This is a genomic window from Rhodococcus phenolicus, from assembly GCF_001646785.1.
GTDB classification, from domain to species: Bacteria; Actinomycetota; Actinomycetes; order Mycobacteriales; family Mycobacteriaceae; genus Rhodococcus; species Rhodococcus phenolicus.
In genome coordinates this window covers 56,714-79,094 of the sequence record NZ_LRRH01000005.1, presented here as the reverse complement: position 1 = coordinate 79,094, position 22,381 = coordinate 56,714, and the positions used below count along the sequence as shown (strand labels likewise).

Here is a 22,381-nt window from a genome sequence, read left to right as displayed (position 1 = left end):
GGGAGCGTGCCGGCAATCTCCCCGAAACGGGCGTGGCCCATACATACAGGTCGTATGCTGGGCGGATCGTGAAGTGGGGACGATCGGAGGGGTGTGGACGCGGGGGCGTTCGCAGGGGGCAGGGGATTCTGTAGCGGATCGATCCGAATTCGTTGCAGCGCAGAACATCACGTCTTCGGCCGTGCCGGTCGGCCCCGCGGTGGCGGTGGATCGTGGACCGGTGCTGTCTGCAATCTCAGGAGGACACGTGTCGATTCGCCGTTCGTCGCTCGTACTCGCCGTCGTCGGCGTGCTGCTCATCGCGGCCGCCGCGCTCATCCGGTTCGTCGCCGTCCCGTCGATGACGAAGCTGCCCGACGAGATCGACACCGGGTCGACCTATACGGGCAGCCTGCAGTCGTTCGATCCCAGCAGGTTCGCTCTCGGGGACGGCGTCGCGTTCACCGTCGCGCGCCACGTGGATGTCGACCGTGTCGACGGTGACGTCGCGGTCATCACGAGCGTGTCCGAAACTCAACGGCCCAACGGGAATTCCACGTCGGAGCACACCTACGCGATCAGCCGGGTCGACTACACCCAGCAACCCGCTCCCGACGGGTTCGAGGTGGAGGACCAGAAGGGCGCGATGGTCTTCTCACTACCGATGAACCCGTCCCCGGACGGCAACGCGCTGTACGACACCGTCACCCGCGAACCGATTCCGCTCGAGTACGTCGAGGACGGGGTTGTCGAAGGCCGCGACGTCTACACGCTGACAGGCAGCCTCACCGCGCCCATCGCCGACCCCGCCGTGCTCGCCCCGGCGCAGGCGGGGATCGCCGCGATGGCCGGTGTCGGCGACGGTTCGGTTCTCCCGAAGCAGACCCTCGGGGTCCTCGCCGGTGTTCTGCCGCCCGAGCGTGCGCAGGCGCTCACCGCCGCGCTGGCGACCCAGCCCGATCTCGTGCCCGTCGTGCTGACGACCGACACCACGATCGACATGGACGTCGACACCTGCTTCGGTACTCCGCTGCGCACGGTCCAGGATCAGACCACCGTCCTCAACGTGCAGGCCGGCGGTGAGCTGATTCCGCTGCTCGAGCTGTCCCGTGCCGTCGTGGGCACCGACGACGCCTCGGTCGCGAACGCAGCATCCAGGCTGTCCTCGTCGCAGACCGTGCTCGACATCGTCTCGAAGTGGCTTCCGCTGCTGCTCACCGTGATCGGTGTCGTGCTGATCGTCGTGGGGTTCGTGCGCCGCAACCCGGAGACCGCAGCCGTCGGGCCGACCCGGGACGACGAGCCCGACGACACGAAGGGCGAGCTGGAGCCCACCGGGACCTGACTCCGACGGCACCCGTCCGGGGCGCGGTTCAGTACGACGCCCGCCCGCCGCTGGCGTCGTACACCGCACCGGTCGAGAAGCTCAGCGCCTCCGACGACAGCCACGCGACCAGTTCGGCGATCTCCTCGGGCCGTCCCATCCGACCCATCGGGGTCAGGCTCTGAGATCGGGCGAGGATCGCGGGATCGGTGTCGGTGTTCATCGGGGTCTCGACCGCCGCGGGGGCGACGACATTGGCGAGCACGCCGGTCCTCGCGACCTCCTTGCCCAGCGACTTGGTCAGGGCGACCACCGCCGCCTTCGACGCCGAATAGGCGCTCTGGTGCGGGTTTCCGTCCTTCGCCGCGATGCTCGCGATGTTCACGACCCGCCCCCAGCCGGAGTCGACCATCCCCGGGACGAACGCGCGGCACATCAGGAACGTGCCGTCGACGTTGACCCGGAACGTGCGGTGCCAGCCGGCGAGGTCGGTGTCGACCAGCGGCGCCGAGGGGCCGACGATGCCGGCGCTGTTGACGAGGATGTCGACGCGTCCCACCCGCGACCGCAACCGGTCGACCGACTCCGGATCGGTGACATCGAGGTGTTCGTCGGCACCGGGCGCGACGTCGGCGGTGACGACGCGGACGCCCGCGCCGGCCAGGCGCTGCGCGCACGCCGCGCCGATGCCGCCGGTGCCGCCCGTGACGAGGGCGGTTGCGCCCGACGGGTACGTAGCCATGAACTTCTCCTGGATTGTGTGGCGAGTAGTCTCACGCTATGTGCGATATCGAAACAATGGGATTCGCACTTTGTGTGAAATGAATATACGGCTGCGCAGCGGTCGTCAACCTGCCGAGGAGAGGGCCGTGGAGATTCGCTGGTTGCAGGCGTTCGTCGCCGTCGCGGAAGAGTTGCACTTCGGGCGGGCCGCCGCGCGACTGCAGATGGCGCAGTCGCCGCTGAGCCAGACCGTGCGCAAGCTCGAGAAGGACATCGGCGTGACGCTGTTCGAGCGCAACACCCGCAGCGTGGCGCTCACGGCGGGTGGTCACGCGTTCCTTCCGCACGCCTATCACATCCTCGAAAGTGTCGAGACGGCGCGCCAGGCCACCCGGGCATCCGCGGGAGGCGTGTACGGACGCATCAAGATCGGGTTCACGGGCGTGCTCAACCATCTGTCGCTGCCGCCGCTCACCCGGGCGCTGCGGCAGCGCTATCCCGACATCGAGCTCACGCTGGTGGGCCGCATCATGACCCGCGACGCTGTCGCTCAATTGGAAAGCGGTGCACTGGATCTCGCGTTCGTCGGACTTCCGGTGCAGTCGGCGGGCGTGAGCACCAGACTGATCCGGCGCGAGGCGTTCGGTGCGGTACTGCCGATCGATCACCCGCTCGCGGGCGAGAGCGAGATCGACCTGCGCGACCTCGCCGACGACGGATTCGTCACCACGCCGATCGCGGCGGGATCGTCGCTGCAGGAGGTCGCGATGCGGGCCTGCCTCGACGCCGGTTTCCGCCCGCGGGTGGTCCAGGAGATCACCGATCCGTACATGATCCTGCTGCTCGTCTCGACCGGGGTCGGCGTCGCGCTCATGACCTCCGGGATGGCGCCGATCGCCCCGCCGGGCACGGTGTTCGTTCCGCTGAAGGGTGAGCCGGTCTACATGCTGCACGGTCTCGGGTGGTCGCCCAAGCGCGTCTCGCCCGCGCTCGAGGTCGCGCTCCGGCTCGCCGAGGAGATCCTCCCGACCCCGATTGAGACGTAAACGGTCTTTTTCAAAGACTTTTTCAGTGTTGGACGCGACATAGTGATGCGTGACAGTCTCGCTTCGTCCCGGCGAGTGTGAGGGTCGTCTCAGCAACGATCGCCCTCGGTGTTCGTCGGATTCTGGGACGAAAGGAAACCCATGACGAACAGTCACGCGTCGGATCGCGACCGGCACCGGACCGCCAATGCCCGCCGGGCGGCGGTGTCCGGCTTCCTGGGCAGCACGCTCGAGTACTACGACTTCTTCATCTACGGATCCGCGGCAGCCCTGGTCTTCGGGCACATCTTCTTCCCCGGTGGTGGCGCGACCGCGACCCTGCTGTCGATCAGCACCCTCGGCGTCGCCTACGTGGCACGCCCGCTCGGCGCGGTGCTGTGGGGACACTGGGGCGACCGGTTCGGCCGGCGCAACGCGCTGCTGGCGTGCCTGCTCATGATGGGCATCTCGACATTCGTCATCGGCTGTCTGCCCACCTACGACCAGATCGGGATGGCCGCACCCGTAATCCTGGTGCTGCTCCGGTTGCTGCAGGGGCTGTCCGCCGGTGGTGAGTCTCCGGGGTCGTCGTCGCTCACCCTCGAACATGCCCCCGACCGGCGTCGCGCGTTCTTCACCTCGTTCACGATGAGCGGCATCATGTTCGGCATCGTCGTCTCGAGCCTCGTGTTCATCCCGGTGGCATCGCTGCCCGACGACGCGCTCTACTCGTGGGGCTGGAGGGTGCCGTTCTGGCTCAGCATCGTCGTCACCGTCGTCGCAATGTGGTTGCGCCGCAAGCTCGACGAGCCCGAAGTGTTCGAGGAACTGCAGGAGAGCGGCGACACCGCCGCACTGCCGGTCGTGGAGATGTTCCGCTCCCACTGGCGCGCGGTGATCCGCATCGCGCTCAGTGCCACCTTCGCGATGATCAACACCATCGTCAACGTCTTCGCCCTCGCCTATGCGGTGGACGTCGAAGGGATGGAACGCTCCACCATTCTGTGGGCGATCGCCGCGGCCAACTTCGTCGCCGTGCTCACCCAGCCGCTGTTCGGCATCCTCGCCGACCGGATCGGCCGCAAGCCGGTGTTCGTGTTCGGAGCCCTCGGTTCGGGCGCCATGGTCTTCGCGTTCTTCCACGCCATCGGAACCGGCAGCGTTCCGATGGTGTTCGCCAGCGGCATCGTCCTCATCGGCTTCTTCTACGCGATGCCCAACGGCACCTACCCCGCGTACTTCCCGGAGCAGTTCCCGGCCAAGGTCCGCTACACGGGTATGGCGGTGAGCCTCATGCTCGGTCTGCTCGTGGCGGGCTTCACCCCCGCGGTCGCCCAGCTGCTGTCGGCCGGCGACACCGCGAACTGGGTCCCGGTCGCGTCGATGTGCATGGGCTTCGCGGTGCTCGCCGCGGTCGCGGCACTGACCGGGCCCGAGACGTACCGGACGCCGACCGAGGAACTCGGAGAACCGAAGCGCCCGGCGCCGGCGGTGGCGGTCGACCTCGCCCGCGCCGAAGCCTGACCGATCGATCCGCCTCGGTGCCCGATCCGGGCACCGAGGCATCCCCTCACGTAGGAGCACACATCGTGTCCACCTCAGCTGCCCACCGCATCGGACTCGTCGGTGCCGGTATCGCCTCGTCGCTCTCGCCCGCACTCCACGAACGCGAAGCCGCGGAACTCGGCCTCGCCGGCTACCGCTACGAGCTGCTCGACCTCGACGCGCGGACCGTGCCGGTCGCGCACACCGCCGAGTTCGTCCGCGCCGCCGTGCACGAGGGCTACACGGGACTGAACATCACCCACCCGTGCAAGCAACTCGTCGTCCCCGCCCTCGACGAACTGTCCGGCAACGCCCGGCTGCTCGGTGCCGTCAACACGGTCGTCGTCCGCGACGGCCGGTTGATCGGGCACAACACCGACCACAGTGGCTTCCTCGCGGCGTTGCGGCGCGGGCTGCCCGGCGCCGCGCTGGACTCGGTGCTGCTCGTGGGGGCGGGCGGGGCCGGCTCCGCCGTGGCGTACGCGCTCGGCGCGTCCGGCGTCCGGGACCTGAGGATCTCGGACGTCGACCCCGCCCGCGTCGCCGACGTGTGTGCCCGCGTCTCCGCGGCGTTCCCGGCCGCATCCGTCGCGCCGGTCGCGGCGCCGGACGTCACGGCCACGCTGCGGACGTGCCGCGGGGTGGTGAACGCGACCCCGATCGGCATGACCGGTCACCCCGGAACGCCCTTCGACGTCACCGCCCTGCGGTCCGACCAGTGGGTCGCCGACATCGTCTACCGGCCGCTGCGTACCGAACTCGTCTCCGCGGCAACCGCGCTCGGGTGCGATGTGCTCGACGGCGGGCAGATGCTCGTGGCGCAGGCCGCCGACACGTTCGCGCTGCTGACGGGCGTCGACCCCGACGCGAGCCGCATGCGCCGCCACCTCGACGACCTGATCGAGCAACGGGACCTCGCCGCCGCGACCGCCGCCGCTCCGGCCACGACCCCGACGACCGAGGAGATCCGATGACCACACCCGCCTTCGCCCGGCCGCTCGACCTCGGCCCGGTCCGGCTGCGCAACCGCTTCGTCTCGGCGCCCATGGAACGCAACTACTGCGCCCCCGACGGCACCATGACCGACGAGTACATCGCCTACCTCGAGCGCCGCGCCGCCGGGGGAGCGGCCCTCGTGTTCACCGAGGCCTGCTACGTGCGCGCCGACGGCAAGGGCCGCATCCGGCAGATGGGCGTCGACGACGACGACCGCATCCCCGGGATCGCGCGGATGGCCGAGGCCCTGCACGCCCACGGCGCACTCGCCGGGGTGGAACTCAACCACGGCGGCCGCACCGCGCAGGGTGCCGTCAGCGGGTTCGTGCCCGTCGCGCCGTCGCCGATCCCGTGCACGGTGGTGGGCGGTGAAATGCCCGGAGAACTCGACGACGCCGACATCGAGCACATCATCGAATGTTTCGGCGAGGCCGCGGCGCGGTGTGAGAAGGCGGGTGTCGACGTGATCTCGCTGCACGGCGGGCACGGCTATCTCATCCACCAGTTCCTCTCGCCCGCCTACAACAAGCGGAACGACAAGTGGGCCGAGCCCACGTTGTTCGTCAACCGCGTCATCGACACCGTGCGTGCGATGGCTCCGCGGGTGGCGCTGGGGATCCGCTTCTCCGCGTTCGAGGGCGTCGAGGGCGGCCTCGACGCGCGCGCCACCCGCGACCGCATCGACGCGATCGACACCGGCCGCCTCGACTTCCTGGACGTGTCGGCCGGCAATTACGAAGCGGGCCAATGGATCATTCAGCCGGGCGAATGGCCCCGCGGCCTCCTGGCGTCTCACGCCGCGCCGTACACTCGCGACTTCGGCATCCCCGTCGGTGTCGCCGGACGCATCAGCACACCCGAGGTCGCCGAACACATCATCGCCTCCGGCCAGGCCGATTTCGTGAGCATGGCCCGCACCCTGCACGCCGACCCCGAGTTCCCGAACCGTGCGCTCGCCGGCACCCGGTACCGGCCGTGCATCGCCTGCAACTACTGCATCGACAGCCTGGCCGCCGGGCCCGTCCCGTGTTCGGTGAATCCGTGGGTCGGCCGCGAACTCGAGCAGCCCGTCGAGCCCGCCGGAACGCCGGTGCGGGTCGCGGTGATCGGCGGCGGGCCTGCCGGCCTGTCGGTGGCACGCGAACTCGCGGTTGCCGGCCATCACGTCGACCTCTACGACGAACGCGACACGCTCGGAGGTGATTTCGCGCTGGCCTCGGCCCTGCACGAGTACCCCGAGTACGGCCGCATCGTCGACTGGTATCTCGCCGAGCTCGCCGACCTGGAGGTGGCGTGCCACACCGGTGTCCGGGTCGAGGCGCAGACCCTGGCCGCCGGGGACTTCGACGCGATCGTCCTGGCGACCGGCGGCAGCGGGCCCGCGCTGGACGTGCCCGGCCCGGGCACCCGTCGCGTACGGGACGTGCGGGAATATCTCGCCTCCGGGGATCCGGCGCCCGCCGCGATCACCATATTCGGGGCCGACCGGGAAGCCGCGGCCGTGGCCGACGACCTGCTGCAGAAGGGCACTCAGGTCGTCATGATCGGCCCACAGGAGACCATCGCCCACGATGTCGGCCGGCGCGCCAAGATCGTGCTGCTGCCCCGCCTGGCCGCAGCCGGGAACTTCACCGCCCACCTGTCGTCGATCGTCACCCGCATCGAGGCGGACCACGTGGTGATCTCGACGAACGGCCGGGAACGCACGGTGCCCGCGCCGGGCGAACTGCTGGTCTCCCAGGGCATCGAGCCCCGCACCGATCTGCTCGCCGCCCTGCGGCGGCTCGCTCCGCGCCTCGGTGTCCACAGCGTGGGTGACGCGAGCGGTGACGGCGGATCCGTCCACGCCGCCAACGTCACCGCCGCCGATGTCGCCGCTCGCATCACCGCAGCCGCACACACCCGTATGGAGGTCCTCGCATGACACCCGAAACCGACGTCGCCGCGAAGACCCACGGCAACGCCGTGCGCGACGCGCTGCCACCGATCGGCCTGGGCACCTGGCCGCTGGTGGGGCCGGACGCCACCGCCGCCGTGCTCGCCGGCCTCGAGTCCGGCTACCGCCTGATCGACACCGCCACGATCTACGACAACGAGGACGCCGTCGGCGCCGCCCTCTCCACCTGCGGTGTGGACCGAGCCGAGCTGTTCGTCACCACCAAACTCCGCGGCAGCGACCATGTTTCGGGAGACATCCGCGGCGCCGTCGAACGCAGCCTCGACAGGCTGGGTCTCGACCACCTCGACCTGTTCCTCATCCACTGGCCGCTACCCCGCCTCGACCGGTACGTCGCCGCGTTCGAGGGGATCCTCGAGTGCCGCGACGCCGGTCTCGTCCGCTACGCGGGCGTGTCCAACTTCCTGGAACACCACCTGCGCCGGCTGGTCGCCGAGACCGGGGAAGCGCCGGCGGTCAACCAGATCCAGATGGACCCGACCATCGCACGGGTGTCGGTACGGCGCGCCGCCGACGAACTCGGCGTGTTCACCCAGTCGTGGAGCCCCCTGGGACGGGGCGAGACGTTGCGTTCGCCGGTGGTCACCGCGATCGCCGAGCGACTCGACGTCACCCCCGCTCAGGTGATCCTCGCGTGGCACCTGGCGCACGGCGTCGTCCCGATCGCGCGCTCGGCGAACCCCGCGCGGCAGGCGGAGAACCTCGCCGCCGTCCACGTGCGGCTCGAACCCGCCGACGTCGCGGCGCTCGACGCCCTCGACCGCGGCGAGAGCGCCGCCCGCGATGTCGAACGAGAGGAACACTTCTGATGTCGTTACGTGTGGGCATCGTCGGATGCGGGCGCATCGCCGGCAATCACGCCCGTGCCCTGCAGCAGAGTCCCGGCGTCGAGGTGGTGGGCTGCGCCGACGCCGATCCGGACCGCGCCGCCACGTTCGCGCGGCAGTTCGGCATCGCCCACGCCGTCGGCTCGGCGGACGAGTTGTTCGCGCTCGGTCTCGACGCGTGCACCGTGTGCACCCCGCATCCGGTGCACGAACAGATCGTCGTCGCCGCGGCCGCCGCCGGCATTCATGTGCTGTGCGAGAAGCCGATCGCCGTGGATGTGGCCGCCGCGGACCGCATGATCGCCGCTGCCGACCGCGCCGGCATCACGTTCGGTGTTCTGTTCCAGCGCCGCTTCTGGCCCGCAGCCCAGCGCATCAGGACCGCGATCGACGACGGCCGGCTCGGCGTCCCGGTGCTCGGTGAGGTGTCGGTGCTGCTGCACCGCCCGTCGAGCTACTATTCGGCCGACGCGTGGCGCGGCCGGTGGGACACCGACGGCGGCGGGGTGCTCATGACCCAGGCCGTGCACCAGATCGACATGTTGCAGTGGTTCATGGGGGAACCGGTCCGGGTCACCGGCGCCATCGGCACCCGGTTCCACGGTGACCACATCGAAACCGAGGACACCGCCTCGGCCGTCGTGACGTTCGCGTCCGGGGGCACCGCCACGATCACCGCCACCACCGGCGTCAACCACAATCTCGGCAACCGGGTCACCGTCGTCGGTGCGAGCGGGGCCGTCGCGAGCGTGCTCGAGTTCCCCGAGGGCCGCGAAGGGGTCAACGAATTGTGGACGGTGCCCGGCGAACTCGGGCTGAGCACCCCGTACGACAGCGCCACCCACGCCAACCTCGACGTCGGGGACATCAACGCCGGGCTCACCGGTTTCCACACCCTGCAGGTGCAGGACTTCGCCGACGCCGTCCGCACCGGCCGCCCACCCGCCGTCACGGGCCGCGACGCCCGCGCGTCGCTCGCCGTGATCGAGGCGATCTACGAATCCGCCCGCACCGGCCTGCCCGTCGAGCCGGCCCCCGCGCTCGTGTCCGCAACCGAGGAGAACCGATGACCCCCGCACGTTCCACCGACGAATACACCTACGACGTAGTGGTCGTGGGGTCCGGGGCGGGCGGATTGTCCACCGCCGTCGCCGCCGCCCACGGAGGCGCGTCGGTGCTGGTGGTGGAGAAGGCCGACGTGTGCGGTGGAGCCACCGCATGGTCCGGGGGGTGGATGTGGGCGCCGCGCAACCTCTTCGCGCATGCCGACGGCATCCGCGAGGACCGCGCCCTGCCCCGCACCTATCTCGAACACCGGCTCGGCGACAACTTCGACGCCGGCAAGGTCGACGCGCTGCTCGACGGCGCCCCCGAGATGGTCGAGTTCTTCGAGACGCGGACGGCCCTGCAGTTCGTGCCCGGCGCGGGCATCGCCGACATCCACGGCGACACCCCGGGGGCCGGCACCGGACACCGTTCCGTCGGGCCGAAGCCGGTGAGCCTGCGCAGGCTCGGTCCCGATGTCGCGGCGCTGCTGCGCCGGCAACTCTACGAGACCTCGTTCCTCGGTATGGGAATCATGGCCGGTCCCGATCTGCAGGCCTTTCTGCACTCGACGCGTTCGGCGAAAGCATTCGCGCACTGTGCCCGCCGCGTCACCACGCACATGTTCGACCTCGTCACCAAGCGTCGCGGTCAGCATCTCGTCAACGGCACCGCGCTCGTCGGCCGTCTGCTGCGCTCGGCGCTCGACGCCGGGGTGGAGTTCCGGGTGTCCACCGCGGCCACGGCCCTCACCGCCGCCGACGACGGCCGGGTGACCGGAGTCCGCCTCGCGGGTCCCGCCGGGGCGTACACCGTTTCGGCCCGCCGCGGTGTCGTCCTCGCCACCGGCGGATTCACGCACGACCTCGACCGGCGCCGGGAACTGTTCCCGCGCACGCCCACCGGACGCGAGCACTGGACACTCACTCCGCCGACGACCACCGGTGACGGCATCTCGCTGGGCGAATCGGTCGGCGGCCGCCTGGACCGGACACTCGCGTCGCCGGTCGCATACTGTCCCGTCTCCCTGGTCCGGTACCGCAACGGCAAGCAGGGCGTCTTCCCGCACATCATGGACCGCGCCAAGCCCGGCGCCATCGGGGTGCTGGCGGACGGTCGCCGATTCGTCAACGAGGCACTCGGATACCACGACTACACGCTGGCCATGATCGAGCAGGTACCCGACGGCGCCGAGGTGTGCTCGTGGCTGATCGCCGACGCGCAGTACATGAAGTACTACCCGCTGGGCATGGCCAAGCCGTTCCCGATCCCCACGTGGCCGTACCTGCGGTCCCGGTACCTCACCCGCGGCGCCACCCTCCGGGAACTCGCGGCGAAGATCGGCGTCGACCCGGACGGACTCGACAAGACCGTCACGGCGTTCAACGAAAATGCCCGGGCCGGAGAAGATCCCGAGTTCGGCCGCGGATCGACCCCGTTCAACGTCAAGTCGGGCGACCCCGACAACCCGTGGCCCAATCCCTCGCTCGCGCCGCTCGAGAAGGGACCGTTCTACGCCGTGAAGGTGGTCCCCGGCAGTTTCGGCACGTTCGCCGGCCTCGTCACCGATTCGTGTTCGCGCGTCCTCGACTCCGCGAACGCGCCCATCGGGGGGCTGTACGCCGTGGGGGTCGATCAGGCCGGTGTGATGGGCGGCCACTACCCGTCCGGCGGTATCAACCTCGGACCGGCCATGACCTTCGGCTACCTCACCGGACGCCGACTCGCCTCGACCGAAGGAATCGCACGATGACAGCACCGCTCGGGCTCGCCGCCCTCACCGTCCTGGACACCCCGCCGCTGCAGCACGTCGATCTCGCCGAACGGCACGGATTCGACACCATCGGCCTGCGGCTGCTGCCCGCCGCTCCCGGCACGACCGCCTACCCGCTGCACGAGGACCCCGCCGCGCTCGACGAACTCGTTCGCCGGCTCGCGGATTCACCGATCGAGGTGTTCGACCTCGAAATCATCCGCATCGGAGAGGAATTCGACGTCTCCTCCTGCCGGCCGCTGCTCGAGGCGGGTGCGCGGCTCGGCGCGCGGGCCGTGCTCGTCGGCGGCGACGATCCCGATCGTGCGCGGTTGACCGACTCGTACGCGCGGCTGGCGCACGTGTGCGCCGACTACGACATCGTCGCGAGCCTGGAGTTCATGCCGTGGACGGCGGTGCCCGACGCCGCGGCCGCGATCGAGATCGTCGGGAAGGCGGACGGGCCGGCGCGCAGCATCCTGGTCGACGCGTTGCACGTCGGAAGGTCGGCCACGACTCTCGACGATCTCGCGGCGATCCCGGCCGAGTGGTTGCACTACGCCCAGATGTGCGACGGTTCCGTCCCCGTCCCGCGGGGGGACGCCGAGCTGATCCGGCACGCCCGTGAGGAGCGGCTGGTGCCGGGGACCGGCGGCATCGACCTGCCCGGCATCTGGTCCGTGCTGCCCGAGGGACTGCCGGTGAGCATCGAGCTGCCGAACGAGCCGCTGCGCCGCGCACACGGCACCGGGACGTGGCTCGACCGGCTCGTCACTGCGACTCGGGAGGTGCTGGTGCAGGCCGAGCGGCGGTGAGCCGCAGGAACGCGCCGAGTTCGGTCAGTCCCTCCGGGGTACTCGGCAGATACCGGGTCAGAGCGGGGGAGTGCACGACCAGTGCGTGCCACTTCCCGCGCGAGAGCGCGACGTTGAGGCGGTTGCGGGACAACAGGAAGGACATGCCCCGCGGGACGTCCTCGTGTGCCGACGCCGTCATCGACACGAACACGACCGCGGCCTGACGACCCTGGAACCGGTCGACCGTCCCCACGTCGACCCCGTCCAGTCCCGCCTCGGCCAGCCGTTCACGGATCGCGATCACCTGCGCGTTGTACGGCGCGACCACCAGAACATCGCCCTGATCGAGCGGGCGGGTGCCGTCGAACGAGTTCGGGTCACGCCACGGTGTGCCCAGGAGTGCGACGATGCGCCGGGTGATCTCGGCGGCTTCCTCCACCGATTCGGTCGAGTTGCCCTGATGCTCGACCGCGACGCTGCTCACCCCGGGCGGCACCCCGTCGAGCGACCGTGCGGCCGTGACGTTCTCCTGCGAGAGCAGCCGGCCCTCGTACGACAGATCCGACACCCGCTCGCACAGCGCCGGATGCATGCGCCAGGTGCGCGACAGGAAGTAACCGCGGTCGGCGGGCAGGGCACCGTGCCCTTCGGCGAGCCACCCCAGCGCCGAGGTGTCCGCCGGCTCCGGATGCGTGCCCTGACTGACCTGGGGGAGTTGCTGAGGGTCGCCGAGCAGCAACAGTTTCCGCGCGGCCTGCGCGACCGCGACCGTGTTCGCGAGACAGAACTGCCCGGCCTCGTCGATCACGAGCAGATCGAGACCGCCCGGTTCGAAACACGAGACGTTCGTGAAATCCCATGCCGTGCCCCCGACGACACAGCCGCCGTCGGTGCGATCGAGGAAGCCGGCCAGTGCCTTCGCGTCGGGGTACGCGGTCCACGCCGGATCGGTCTTCCGGGGTTTGGCCTTCGCGACCGCCTCGCCGGGGACACCGGCGTCGATGATCCCGTCGAGCATGTTCTCGACCACCGAATGCGATTGCGCGACAACACCGATACGCCACCCGTGCCGAAGCGCGAGGTCGGCGATGACACGTGCGCCGGTGTAGGTCTTCCCGGTGCCGGGCGGGCCCTGCACCGCGATGTAGGAATCGTCGAGGTCGAGCAGCGCGGCGGTGATCGCGGCAGCGTGGTCACCCTCGACGACTCCGGGCAGGCCGCGTCCCCCGCCCGTGCGCGGCGGGACCCGGCGCAGCACGTCGATCGCGGCGGTGGGCGGGGGAAACGGCAGGGACCGGCACATCTCGTCGGCGGCCGCGGCGACCGCCGCTTCGATACTCGTCGTCCGGATCGGCGGTCCCGGCGTGATCGCCATCGGCAGCCGGGTGTACTCGTCGGAGTCTGTCGGCAGCGTCTCCTCGACGACGAGAACGTCGTGGAAGTGGTCGTCGGCCGTGCGCGTCACGACGGTGCCGGTGTTCCAGCCGCGGGTTCCGGGGCCGCCGTCGAGCAGTCCGCCGGGCACCGGCGCGTCGTAGAGCACATACACCGTGGTACCCGCCCCGACGGTGCTGCCGGTCCCGATCTCACCGACGAACCGCAGCGTGCGGCGCAGTTTGCGTTGCCGCGGTGTGGCCTTGTGCCAGTCGTCGAGGAGCGTCACCGACGAGGCGACCAGCGTGTCCCGGGTATCGGCCCATTCGTCGGCGGGATCGACCAGCCGATCGAAGTGCGCCCACCAGAACGGTTTCCGTTCCCGGCGGTGATACCCGAGTGCGGCGGCCATCAACGCTGCCGCCTGCTGTTCGTCGCTGCGATCCGAACGGGTCGTGGCGCCGACGAACTCGAGCAGTGCCACCTCGACGGGATCGGGTTCGGATTCCTCGCCCTCGGCGGCCGCGACGGGATCGGTGGTCGCGACACCGTGTTCGTCGGCCCGGGCGAGCAGCCAGTCCCGCAGCAGCAACGTCGAGACACAGTCGTCCTCGTTGTACGCGGCGATGCTCGCGAGCATCGCCGCGGCGGCGTCCTCGTCCCCGGCGTCGCGGCGGTCGCAGTAGTCGGCGTACGCGACCACCGAACCGGCCGCGTCGGTGACGTCGCCGTCACGCTTCGTCGTGTACAGCGGTTCGAGTTTCTTGATGCTGTACGACGGCGCTCCGATCCGCAGGGACGCCCGCACCACCGGGTACAGGTCGACGAGAACACCCGCACGCAGCAGATCGTCGACGATGTCCTCGCCGACCCCGTGCCGTCCGGCGAGTCGCAGCAGCGCCGACTTCTCGTAGGCCGCGTAGTGATAGACGTGCATGTTCGGGTACTGCCGTCGCCGGTCGGTCAGGTAATCCAGGAACCCGGTGAAGGCGCGCCGTTCCTCGGCTCGATCGTGCGCCCAGAACGGCCGGAACACAGGATCCTGTGCGGTTCCCTCGACGACGCCGAACAGGTACTCGAGTCCCCAGTCCGGGCTGTCGCCCGTGCACCACAGCGGATCACCCTCGAAATCGAAGAAGATGTCACCCGCGTCCGGTTTCGGTAGCGCACCCAGGCCGTTCGGGGCGAACACCTCGACGTAGGCGGTGCCGGTGCGTTCCTGCTCGAGCTGGGCCAGGGCCTGCGCACGCAGCGACGTGTAGGTGCGCGCGGCGATGCCCGGAACCGGCTCCTCGCGGGTGGCGAGGTCGTCGACGGTGGTGATCCCGCCGGCGATGAGGCGGGCGCGCTGCGTTGCGCGCATCCCGGCGACGAGCAGCAGATCCCGATTCGACGACACCTCCGGCTCGCACGTGGGGCAGCGCCCGCACGCGGTGTGCCCAGGGGCGCCCCAGCTCGCCGGCGCCCCCGCGAGGCGGTGGTCGTCCACGAGTTGCTGGAGGTGGGCGCGCCGCAGGGCGAAGACCGGAACGATGTCCGCGACCGGATGCGCCGAGTCGGTGCCGTCACCCAGCAGCAGATGCGCGTGGGGCGACACCGGAACACCCGCGGCGGCAAGCGCGTCGGCGTACGCCGCCAGCTGCAGCAGTGCCGGAATCTTCGCGTGCCGAGACAGTTTCGTGTCGTGGACGGCGTAGGTGCCGCCCTCTCGGACCAGGAAATCGCAGAAGCCGACGAACCGGCCGTCGAAGAACGTGCCCTGATAGACGACGTCCTTGCCTGCGCGGAGGGCGTCCAGTGTTTCGGCGGCCGCCGCCGCGTAGCCCTCCGCGGTGTGCTGCGGTCGCGAGATGATCGCGACGCCGTCACCGAAGCGCTCCTGGAAATCCCGCAGTGCCCGCTGCTCGTGCGCGTCGCCGAGCGCGGAGGCCCGCTCGAGCATCGGATCGGGGGCCGCGTCGGACTGCGCGCACCGGCCCAGAGCCGCATCCAGCGTGCGGAGGAGGGAGAACTCACAGGTCGCGGCGTGGGCGAGGTCGCTCGCGCTGTACACCAGCGTGTCGTCGAGCAGGAACATCAGCGAGTTCCGGGATGCTGCGGTCGCATGCGTCGACTATCCCAGACACCTCGGGTTTCTCGTAGCCGGCCGGGAGCCGCGGGACTCGTGCGCGTTTCCGGTGACGGTGGCTACCGGAAACGCGCACGGGGCGCGGCGCGCCGCTCCACCTTCGATGCCGAGCACGGTGCGGCCGAGCAGGACCAGTCCCCAGGGTCCGATCACCCAGACCGGCCACGGATAGAGCATCGTCCCGACGGCGAGCGAGACGATGCCCCAGATCGCGAGATTCAGGACCCCGACGGCGAGCCACGCCGACCATTCGAGGCGTTGATGCAGCGGAAGTCCGCGCACGCGATCCCGCACGGGGTGCCGGATCGGGGCGGGGGGTGTGGGTGTGGGCAGGTCGGCGAGAACCAGGCGGGCCTGATCCTCGGTGACGGCCCGATACACCCGGGCGACGCGCTCGTCGAACTCGGTGAGGGTCAGGCGGCCGGCGCCGACATGGGTGCCGAGGGTCCGTACGAGTTGTTCGCGGTCGGCGTCAGAGATTCGGAGTCCGGAGACGTGGGGTTCGGGGGCGGGTGCGGCCATCGGGATCCCTCCCAGGATCTTCCATTGTGGAATGTCGCGTAATCCAGGATGCGATATGACACAGTGGAATGTCAACCCCTCGACGAAGGAAACCGCAATGGCAGCCCGACCCCTCAACGCGACCGCGGCGTCGCTGCTCGGATTCCTCCACGAGGGCCCGAAAACCGGATGGGACCTGGTCGCGACCGCACAGGACCGCATCGGCAAGTTCTGGTCCGTCACGACCAGCCAGGTGTACCGGGAACTCGCCGCGATGGAAGCCGCCGGGCTGATCGAGGCGGGGGAGAAGGGCCCGCGCGACCGGAAGCCCTACACCCTCACCGACGGCGGACGCCGGGCCTTCGCGGATTGGATCGCCCGTGAACCCGGCCCCGAGAACATCCGGTTCCCGCTGTTGCTCTCCGTCACCTTCGGCGGGCACCTGCCACCCGACCGCCTCGCCGAGATGCTCGCGACCCACCGCGCCGCCCACGAACGTCAACTCGCCGAGTACGAGCAGGTCGCCGCGCTCGACGGCGGCGACCCCTACTTCGCCGCCACCCTCGACTTCGGCGTGTTCTACGAACGCGCCGTGCTCGACTGGTTCGACCACGTCGGCGACCGCCTGACCGGCCCCGACCCGCAAGACGGCCCCGCCGACCGGCGGTGATGCCCACAATGACCTCGGGGACGCACCCGGGAGGCAGCAGTGGCAGGTGAAACGGTCGTCGGAATCGGACCCGTCACCCCGGAGGAGGTGGTACGGGTCGCACGCGGCGACGCCTCGGTCCGGTTGTCCGCCGAAGCCCTCACCGCGATCGCCGACGGCCGCGCCCTCGTGGACGCGCGGGCCCGCGACCCCCGGCCGGCGTACGGCATCTCCACCGGCTTCGGTGCCCTCGCCACCCGGTACATCCACACCGAGGACCGGGCCCGGCTGCAGCGCAGCGTCGTTCGCTCCCACGCCGCGGGTACGGGCCTCGAGGTGGAGCGGGAGGTCGTGCGGGCGATGATGCTGCTGCGGCTGTCCACGCTCGCCACCGGGCGCACCGGCGTCCGCGTCGACACCGCCACCGCGTACGCGGCGCTCCTCGACGCCGGGATCACACCGATCGTGCCGGAGCACGGCAGCCTCGGTTGCTCCGGCGATCTCGCGCCGCTCGCGCACGTCGCGCTGGCTCTGATCGGGGAGGGAACGGTCCGTGACCGCACCGGCGCGGCCCTGCCGGCCCTGGAGGCACTCGCCGAGGCAGGATGCACGCCGGTGGTCCTCGCCGAGAAGGAGGGGCTGGCGCTGATCAACGGAACCGACGGCATGCTGGGCATGCTCGTGCTCGCGTGCCACGACCTCGCGGACCTGCTCCGGCTCGCCGACGTCGCCGCGGCCATGAGCGTCGAAGCGCTGCTCGGCACCGACCGGGTGTTCGCCGCCGACCTGCTCGCGTTGCGCCCGCATCCCGGTCAGGCGGCCGCGGCGGCGAACATGACGCGACTGCTCGCCGGCTCCGGAATCGTCGCCGGTCACCGCACCGGCGACTGCCCGATCGTCCAGGACGCATATTCGCTGCGCTGCGCCCCGCAGGTCTCCGGCGCCGCCCGCGACACCCTCGCACACGCCGGACAGGTCGCCCGTCGTGAATTGGCTTCGGCCATAGACAATCCCGTCGTCACCGTGGACGGCCGGATCGAGTCGAACGGGAACTTCCACGGGGCACCGCTCGGCTACGTGCTCGATTTCCTCGCGATCGCCGTCGCCGATGTCGCGAGCATCAGCGAACGTCGCACCGACCGGATGCTCGACGTCGCGCGCAACCACGGTCTGCCGCCGTTCCTCGCCGACCATCCCGGCGTCGACAGCGGCCACATGATCGCCCAGTACACCCAGGCCGGCATCGTCGCGGAGCTCAAGCGGCTCGCGGCACCGGCGAGCGTCGACTCGATTCCGTCGTCGGCGATGCAGGAGGACCATGTGTCGATGGGATGGTCCGCGGCCCGCAAGCTGCGCCGCGCACTGGAGGGGCTGACGCGGGTGCTGGCGATCGAAACACTCACCGCGGCAAGAGCACTGGACCTTCGTTCCCCGTTGGTTCCGGCGCCCGGCACCGCCGCGGTCCGCGACGCGTTGCGGCGGCGCGTGCGCGGACCCGGCGCCGACCGGCACCTCGCGCCCGAGATCGACGAGGCGGTGACCATGGCCGCGTCGGGCGACCTGGTGGCCGCCGCCGAGGCGGTCGTCGGCCCCCTGCAATGAGATCGGTAGCCCCGGTGGCGCCACCGGCCGCGGCACTCACCGCAGCGGGTCGAAACACCGCAGGAGCGGATCCGGGGTTCCGGTCATCGCCTGCGCGAGGAGTCGCCCGGTCAGCGGGCCGAGCGCGACACCCCACATGCCGTGCCCGCCCGCGACGAACACCCGCGGCGATCGCGTGGCGCCGACCAGCGGCAGGCCGTCCGGCGTGCACGGACGCGACCCCACCCACTCCTCCTTCAGCGCGGACCAGTCGATCCCGCCGAGCAGCGGACGGGTGGCATCGACGATGGCCTGCACCCGCCGCGGATCGAACGGGGCATCGGGACTGCGGAATTCCATCATCCCGGCGATCCGCAACCGGTCGTGCAGCGGTGTGCACGCGACCCGCTGGGCCGGAAAGTAGATCGGATTCTTCGGCAGTTCCGCAGGGCGGACGCTGAAGCTGTAGCCGCGACCGGCCTGCACGATCGTCCGAACCCCGAACGGCCCCGCCAGGTCGCCGAGCCTCGCGCCCGTCGCGAGTACCACCGCGTCCGCGGCCCGGGTCTCGCCGCTCGCGGCGGCAACCTCCACGGCACCCACGCGCGACCGCACCGCCCGGGTGCCGAACCCCTCGACGATCTCACCTCCGCGCCCGCGCACGGAGTCGGCCAGCGCGGTGAGAAAACGCGGCGGATCGATGAACCGTTGCCCGCGAATCCGCACCCCGGCCCGGACCGTGTCACCGAGCAACGGCTCGAGCGACCGGATGGTGTCGCCGTCGAGAAGTTCGCAGTCGACCTCGCCGCCGGCGGCCCGAACCTGCTCGAACTCGTCGAGCAGGTTCTGCCGGTCCCGCTCCGAGGCGAACGCGGCCAGGAACGGATCGGCTGTGCGGGTCTGCTCGGTGAGCCCACCACCGATCAGCTCGTCGTACGCGTCCAATGCGACCCGGTTCGCCTGCACGAACACCGCCATCGCGGCACGCCAGCGGCCGGGGGTGCAGTTGCGGGCGAAGCCGGTGAGGAAACGCAGCAACCGCAGATCGGCGGTCGGTGGCACGTACACCGGCGACGACGGCGTCAGCGCGGACCGCAGTCCGTAACGCAGCACCGACGGCTCGGGCAGCGGCAGCGTCAACGCCGGAGCGAGCCACCCCGCGTTGCCCCACGAGGCGTCCGCGGCGACACCGGTGCGGTCGAGCACGGCGACCTCGACCCCGCGTTCCTGCAGGAACCAGGCGGTGGACAGGCCGACGACACCGGCACCGACGACGATCACCCGACGAACGGTCATGACGCACTCCCGTCTCCGAAAGGCCCCATCCGATTCCATCATGCCTGCGTGGGCGGGCACGGAACGGCGAACGTACGGGTGGTCTCAGCCCTTGCCGTCGCCCTGCTCGAGCTGACGGATCCGTTCGGCCGCCTCGTCCAGGCGCTTGCGCCGAGCCTTGGCGTCGGCCTCCTTCAGTTCCTCGTAGGCCTCTTCGTCGTCGTCGCTGTACCGCAGGATCATCCGGGGCACGCTCAGGGTGACGATGAGCGACGGCCACACGATCCACGCGTGGTCCCAGTCGACGACGATCTGCAGGACGAGAAAAACCGCGAGGGTGATGCCGATGATCACCCAGTCCAGTGATTCGACGAGACTGCCTCTCGACCGCAGCGACGCGAGTTCCGCCTCGGGTGTCGGCGTCGCGGGCAGGTCCCCGGCCTGCACCGCCGGGTCGGGGGACGCGATCTTCCGGACATGCCCGTCGGTCCCGGCGAGCGGCACGCCGCCGGGAAGCCCCCGGAACGGCTCCCGGATCGCAGCGAGGGTGCGCGCCGACGCGACGTCCGCGGACCGGTCGTAGAACTCCGCGCTGTCGAGGCGGCCGGCGGCGTAGTGGTCGCCGAGGAGGTTCAGAGCGTGCATGCGCTCGTCGTCGCTGAGCAGAAGGTCGTCGTGATCGGATTCCCCGGGCATGAGGTGGCTGCGCTTTCCGTCTCGGTGATCTTGTCGTCCGTCCCGATTCTAGGGAGTACCACGGGGTGAGCCGGCCGGGCTGCCGGTGACGATCCGGTGGACGAGCCGGGCCGCGGTGCGCGCGGTCCGCTCGTCGATGTCGAAGACCGGGTTGAGCTCGGCGACATCCGTGACAGCGAGCCGGCCGCTGCGCGCCACCAGATCGCACACGTGCTGCACCACTTCCAGCGGAACCCCGAACGCGGCCGGTGCGCTGACCCCCGGCGCGACCGCGGCGGGAAGAACATCCAGGTCGATCGTCAGGTGCACCAGATCCACCGTCGCGAGGAACTCACCGACGAACGTCTCCACGTCGGGCAGGTTCGCGATCCGGCACTCATCGTCGAGCAGATGACGCACCCCCAGTTCGGCGGCGGTCCCGAACAACGCGGTCGTGTTGCTCGGCTGCGCGATTCCCACGACCGCGTACCGCAGCGCCCGGCCCAGGGCCTGTTCCTGCCGCGCCATCTGCAGGAACGGGGTCCCCGAACTCGGCGTCGCGTCGGCCCGCAGATCGAAGTGTGCGTCGAGGTTCAGTACGCCGCAGCGTGCGCCCCCGCGCGCGGCCGCGCTCGCCGCGACCCCCAGATAGGTGCCGTAGGCGACCTCGTGCCCACCTCCGAGAACCGTGACGGGGTGGCCGTGGTCGAGCATCGCGGTCACCGCGGCCCCGAGCCGCTGCTGCGCGCCTTCGAGGTCGGAACCGGTGACGACGACATCGCCCGCGTCGTACACCGTCGACGGCCCGTCCGGCGGGAGCGCCAGCGAAGCGAGCGCCGCGCGCAACGCGACCGGGCCGTCGACGGCTCCCGGACGACCCCGGTTGCGGCGCACTCCTTCGTCGCTGCGGAAGCCGATCAGTGCCGGGGTCCCCGGCGCCGGGTCGTCGGGCCACGGCCCGACCGTCCGGTGCCAGCGCAGGTGCTCGGCGCCGGGTCCGTCGTCGCGTCCCGTCCACGGTTCTGGCGGCGCATCGCTCCGCAGGATCATTGCCGTATCCCGCCCTTCCACACGTGCGACACCAGGGGCACACCCGGCCGGTACGCGAGATGCACGTGCGACGGGGCGTCGAGCGCGATCACATCGGCCCGCGCCCCTGGCCGTAGCACCCCGATGTCGCTGCGGCGCAGGGCCTGTGCTCCGCCGAGGGTCGCCGCGCGCACCGCCTCGTCCGGGGTCATGCGCATTTCGCGTACCGCCAGTGCGATGCACAGCGGCATGCTCGTCGTGTACGAGGTGCCGGGATTGCAGTCCGTCGCCACCGCAACCGTGACACCGGCATCGATCAGTCGTCGTGCATCGGGATACCTTGCCCCTGTGGAGAACTCGGCGCCCGGTAGCAATGTCGCGACCGTGGCGCTCCGGGACAGCGCGTCGACGTCGTCCGCGCTGGTGTGCGTGACGTGATCGACCGACGCCGCGCCCGTCTCGACGGCGAGCCGCACGCCGTCGCCCGGGCCGAGCTGGTTGCCGTGCACCCGGGGAGCCAGCCCCGCCGCGACTCCGGCGGCGAGCACGGCGCGGCACCGGTCGGCGTCGAACGCGCCGCGTTCGCAGAACACGTCGATCCATTTCGCGTGCGGTGCGCATGCGGGGATCATCTCGTCGATGACCATGCGAACGTAGTCGTCCGTGCGACCGTCGAATTCCGGGGGAGTGACGTGCGCCGCGAGCAGCGTCGTCTCCTGTGTGTGTGCCGCGGCCAAGCGGAGGCTGCGGAGTTCGTCGGGGACGGTCTGGCCGTATCCGGATTTGCATTCGATCGTCGTCGTGCCCGATCGGCGGGCCTCGGTCGTCAACCGCGACAGTGTCGCCGCCAGTTCCGCGTCGGTCGCCGCGCGGGTCGCCGCGATCGTCGAGCGGATGCCGCCCGCGGTGTAGGCCCGGCCGCCCATCCGGGCAGCGAACTCGTCGGCACGGTCGCCGGCGAAGACCGGGTGGGTGTGGCTGTCGACGAATCCCGGCAGCGCCGCGCGACCGTCCAGGTCGAAGCGGGCGACCTTGCCGGCGTGCGGTTCCCGTCCGGAGCGTCCCACCCACTGCACGACACCGTCGCCGAGCAGGAGCGCCGCGTCGTTCAGGATCCCCAGTGGACCCGCGCCGATCCCGGGGTCGTTGGTGACCAGGCACCCGATGCCGTCGAGCAGCGTCCACGAACCCGGAGCCAC

18 protein-coding genes are annotated in these 22,381 nt (G+C 70.6%); 11 read left to right on the top strand and 7 right to left on the bottom strand.

The annotated features are described in order from the left end of the window. The first annotated feature begins 247 nt into the window (after positions 1-247). Positions 248-1,324 (top strand): porin PorA family protein, encoded by a 1,077-nt coding sequence (locus A8G15_RS31005; protein ID WP_169833849.1) that lies wholly within the window; start codon positions 248-250, stop codon positions 1,322-1,324. Positions 1,325-1,352: 28 nt separating this feature from the next. On the opposite strand, the gene A8G15_RS01995 is transcribed toward A8G15_RS31005, so the two are convergent. Further along, complete coding sequence (locus A8G15_RS01995; protein WP_068154846.1) at positions 1,353-2,045, bottom strand: SDR family NAD(P)-dependent oxidoreductase; 693 nt, start codon at positions 2,043-2,045, stop codon at positions 1,353-1,355. Between the two features lie 127 nt (positions 2,046-2,172). Here A8G15_RS01995 and A8G15_RS01990 point away from each other — a divergent pair, with 127 nt between their 5' ends. From A8G15_RS01990 to A8G15_RS01955, 8 genes are all read left to right on the top strand, one after another. Beyond that, on the top strand, positions 2,173-3,072 hold the full coding sequence (locus A8G15_RS01990; RefSeq protein ID WP_068154844.1) for a LysR family transcriptional regulator: 900 nt from the start codon (positions 2,173-2,175) through the stop codon (positions 3,070-3,072). A gap of 141 nt (positions 3,073-3,213) precedes the next feature. After that, positions 3,214-4,575, top strand: a complete 1,362-nt coding sequence (locus A8G15_RS01985) for an MFS transporter (protein ID WP_068155072.1) — start codon at positions 3,214-3,216, stop codon at positions 4,573-4,575. Positions 4,576-4,637: 62 nt separating this feature from the next. Next, a complete protein-coding gene (locus tag A8G15_RS01980; protein ID WP_068155069.1) occupies positions 4,638-5,570 on the top strand; it encodes a shikimate dehydrogenase in 933 nt (310 codons plus the stop codon). Further along, the gene (locus A8G15_RS01975; RefSeq protein ID WP_068154843.1) at positions 5,567-7,516 is read left to right on the top strand and encodes an oxidoreductase; all 1,950 of its coding nucleotides are present in this window, start codon (positions 5,567-5,569) and stop codon (positions 7,514-7,516) included. Before A8G15_RS01980 ends, A8G15_RS01975 begins: the two co-directional genes overlap by 4 nt. Beyond that, on the top strand, positions 7,513-8,358 hold the full coding sequence (locus A8G15_RS01970) for an aldo/keto reductase (RefSeq protein ID WP_068154841.1): 846 nt from the start codon (positions 7,513-7,515) through the stop codon (positions 8,356-8,358). The genes A8G15_RS01975 and A8G15_RS01970 overlap by 4 nt, the downstream gene beginning before the upstream one ends. After that, the gene (locus A8G15_RS01965) at positions 8,358-9,446 is read left to right on the top strand and encodes a Gfo/Idh/MocA family protein (protein WP_068154839.1); all 1,089 of its coding nucleotides are present in this window, start codon (positions 8,358-8,360) and stop codon (positions 9,444-9,446) included. The genes A8G15_RS01970 and A8G15_RS01965 overlap by 1 nt, the downstream gene beginning before the upstream one ends. Continuing rightward, positions 9,443-11,173, top strand: a complete 1,731-nt coding sequence (locus tag A8G15_RS01960) for an FAD-dependent oxidoreductase (protein WP_068154838.1) — start codon at positions 9,443-9,445, stop codon at positions 11,171-11,173. The genes A8G15_RS01965 and A8G15_RS01960 overlap by 4 nt, the downstream gene beginning before the upstream one ends. Continuing rightward, positions 11,170-11,988, top strand: a complete 819-nt coding sequence (locus tag A8G15_RS01955; protein WP_068154836.1) for a sugar phosphate isomerase/epimerase family protein — start codon at positions 11,170-11,172, stop codon at positions 11,986-11,988. Before A8G15_RS01960 ends, A8G15_RS01955 begins: the two co-directional genes overlap by 4 nt. Here the strand turns inward: A8G15_RS01955 and A8G15_RS01950 are convergent. Together A8G15_RS01950 and A8G15_RS01945 are read right to left on the bottom strand one after the other, a co-directional pair. Further along, the gene (locus A8G15_RS01950) at positions 11,945-15,421 is read right to left on the bottom strand and encodes a TM0106 family RecB-like putative nuclease (protein WP_068154833.1); all 3,477 of its coding nucleotides are present in this window, start codon (positions 15,419-15,421) and stop codon (positions 11,945-11,947) included. The two genes, A8G15_RS01955 and A8G15_RS01950, sit on opposite strands and share 44 nt — an antisense overlap. Before the next feature lie 36 nt (positions 15,422-15,457). Next, positions 15,458-15,994, bottom strand: a complete 537-nt coding sequence (locus A8G15_RS01945; protein WP_068154831.1) for a DUF1707 SHOCT-like domain-containing protein — start codon at positions 15,992-15,994, stop codon at positions 15,458-15,460. A gap of 97 nt (positions 15,995-16,091) precedes the next feature. On the opposite strand from A8G15_RS01945, the gene A8G15_RS01940 reads away from it, so the two are divergent. Continuing rightward, positions 16,092-16,643 (top strand): PadR family transcriptional regulator, encoded by a 552-nt coding sequence (locus A8G15_RS01940; protein ID WP_068154829.1) that lies wholly within the window; start codon positions 16,092-16,094, stop codon positions 16,641-16,643. A gap of 39 nt (positions 16,644-16,682) precedes the next feature. After that, a complete protein-coding gene (hutH, locus tag A8G15_RS01935; RefSeq protein ID WP_068154827.1) occupies positions 16,683-18,224 on the top strand; it encodes a histidine ammonia-lyase in 1,542 nt (513 codons plus the stop codon). A gap of 36 nt (positions 18,225-18,260) precedes the next feature. On the opposite strand, the gene A8G15_RS01930 is transcribed toward hutH, so the two are convergent. The 4 genes from A8G15_RS01930 to hutI all read right to left on the bottom strand — a co-directional run bounded on the left by A8G15_RS01930 (position 18,261) and on the right by hutI (position 22,381). Then, the gene (locus A8G15_RS01930) at positions 18,261-19,499 is read right to left on the bottom strand and encodes an NAD(P)/FAD-dependent oxidoreductase (protein WP_068154825.1); all 1,239 of its coding nucleotides are present in this window, start codon (positions 19,497-19,499) and stop codon (positions 18,261-18,263) included. 84 nt (positions 19,500-19,583) lie between these two features. Next, positions 19,584-20,174 carry a DUF1707 SHOCT-like domain-containing protein gene (locus A8G15_RS01925; protein WP_068154823.1) on the bottom strand — a complete coding sequence of 197 codons (591 nt, stop codon included), beginning with the start codon at positions 20,172-20,174 and terminating at the stop codon, positions 19,584-19,586. A 48-nt stretch (positions 20,175-20,222) separates the two neighbouring features. After that, the gene (gene hutG, locus A8G15_RS01920; RefSeq protein ID WP_068154821.1) at positions 20,223-21,203 is read right to left on the bottom strand and encodes a formimidoylglutamase; all 981 of its coding nucleotides are present in this window, start codon (positions 21,201-21,203) and stop codon (positions 20,223-20,225) included. Beyond that, positions 21,200-22,381: an imidazolonepropionase gene (gene hutI / locus A8G15_RS01915; RefSeq protein ID WP_068154819.1), complete on the bottom strand. Its 1,182-nt coding sequence runs from the start codon at positions 22,379-22,381 to the stop codon at positions 21,200-21,202. Before hutI ends, hutG begins: the two co-directional genes overlap by 4 nt.

Coding starts and splice junctions, on each gene's coding strand:
- A8G15_RS01995 (WP_068154846.1), bottom strand. CDS start 2,045: ATGGCTACGTACCCGTCGGGCGCAACCGCCCTCGTCACGGGCGGCACC.
- A8G15_RS01985 (WP_068155072.1), top strand. CDS start 3,214: ATGACGAACAGTCACGCGTCGGATCGCGACCGGCACCGGACCGCCAAT.
- A8G15_RS01975 (WP_068154843.1), top strand. CDS start 5,567: ATGACCACACCCGCCTTCGCCCGGCCGCTCGACCTCGGCCCGGTCCGG.
- A8G15_RS01970 (WP_068154841.1), top strand. CDS start 7,513: ATGACACCCGAAACCGACGTCGCCGCGAAGACCCACGGCAACGCCGTG.
- A8G15_RS01965 (WP_068154839.1), top strand. CDS start 8,358: ATGTCGTTACGTGTGGGCATCGTCGGATGCGGGCGCATCGCCGGCAAT.
- A8G15_RS01960 (WP_068154838.1), top strand. CDS start 9,443: ATGACCCCCGCACGTTCCACCGACGAATACACCTACGACGTAGTGGTC.
- A8G15_RS01955 (WP_068154836.1), top strand. CDS start 11,170: ATGACAGCACCGCTCGGGCTCGCCGCCCTCACCGTCCTGGACACCCCG.
- A8G15_RS01950 (WP_068154833.1), bottom strand. CDS start 15,421: ATGTTCCTGCTCGACGACACGCTGGTGTACAGCGCGAGCGACCTCGCC.
- A8G15_RS01945 (WP_068154831.1), bottom strand. CDS start 15,994: ATGGCCGCACCCGCCCCCGAACCCCACGTCTCCGGACTCCGAATCTCT.
- A8G15_RS01940 (WP_068154829.1), top strand. CDS start 16,092: ATGGCAGCCCGACCCCTCAACGCGACCGCGGCGTCGCTGCTCGGATTC.
- A8G15_RS01930 (WP_068154825.1), bottom strand. CDS start 19,499: ATGACCGTTCGTCGGGTGATCGTCGTCGGTGCCGGTGTCGTCGGCCTG.
- A8G15_RS01925 (WP_068154823.1), bottom strand. CDS start 20,174: ATGCCCGGGGAATCCGATCACGACGACCTTCTGCTCAGCGACGACGAG.
- hutG (WP_068154821.1), bottom strand. CDS start 21,203: ATGATCCTGCGGAGCGATGCGCCGCCAGAACCGTGGACGGGACGCGAC.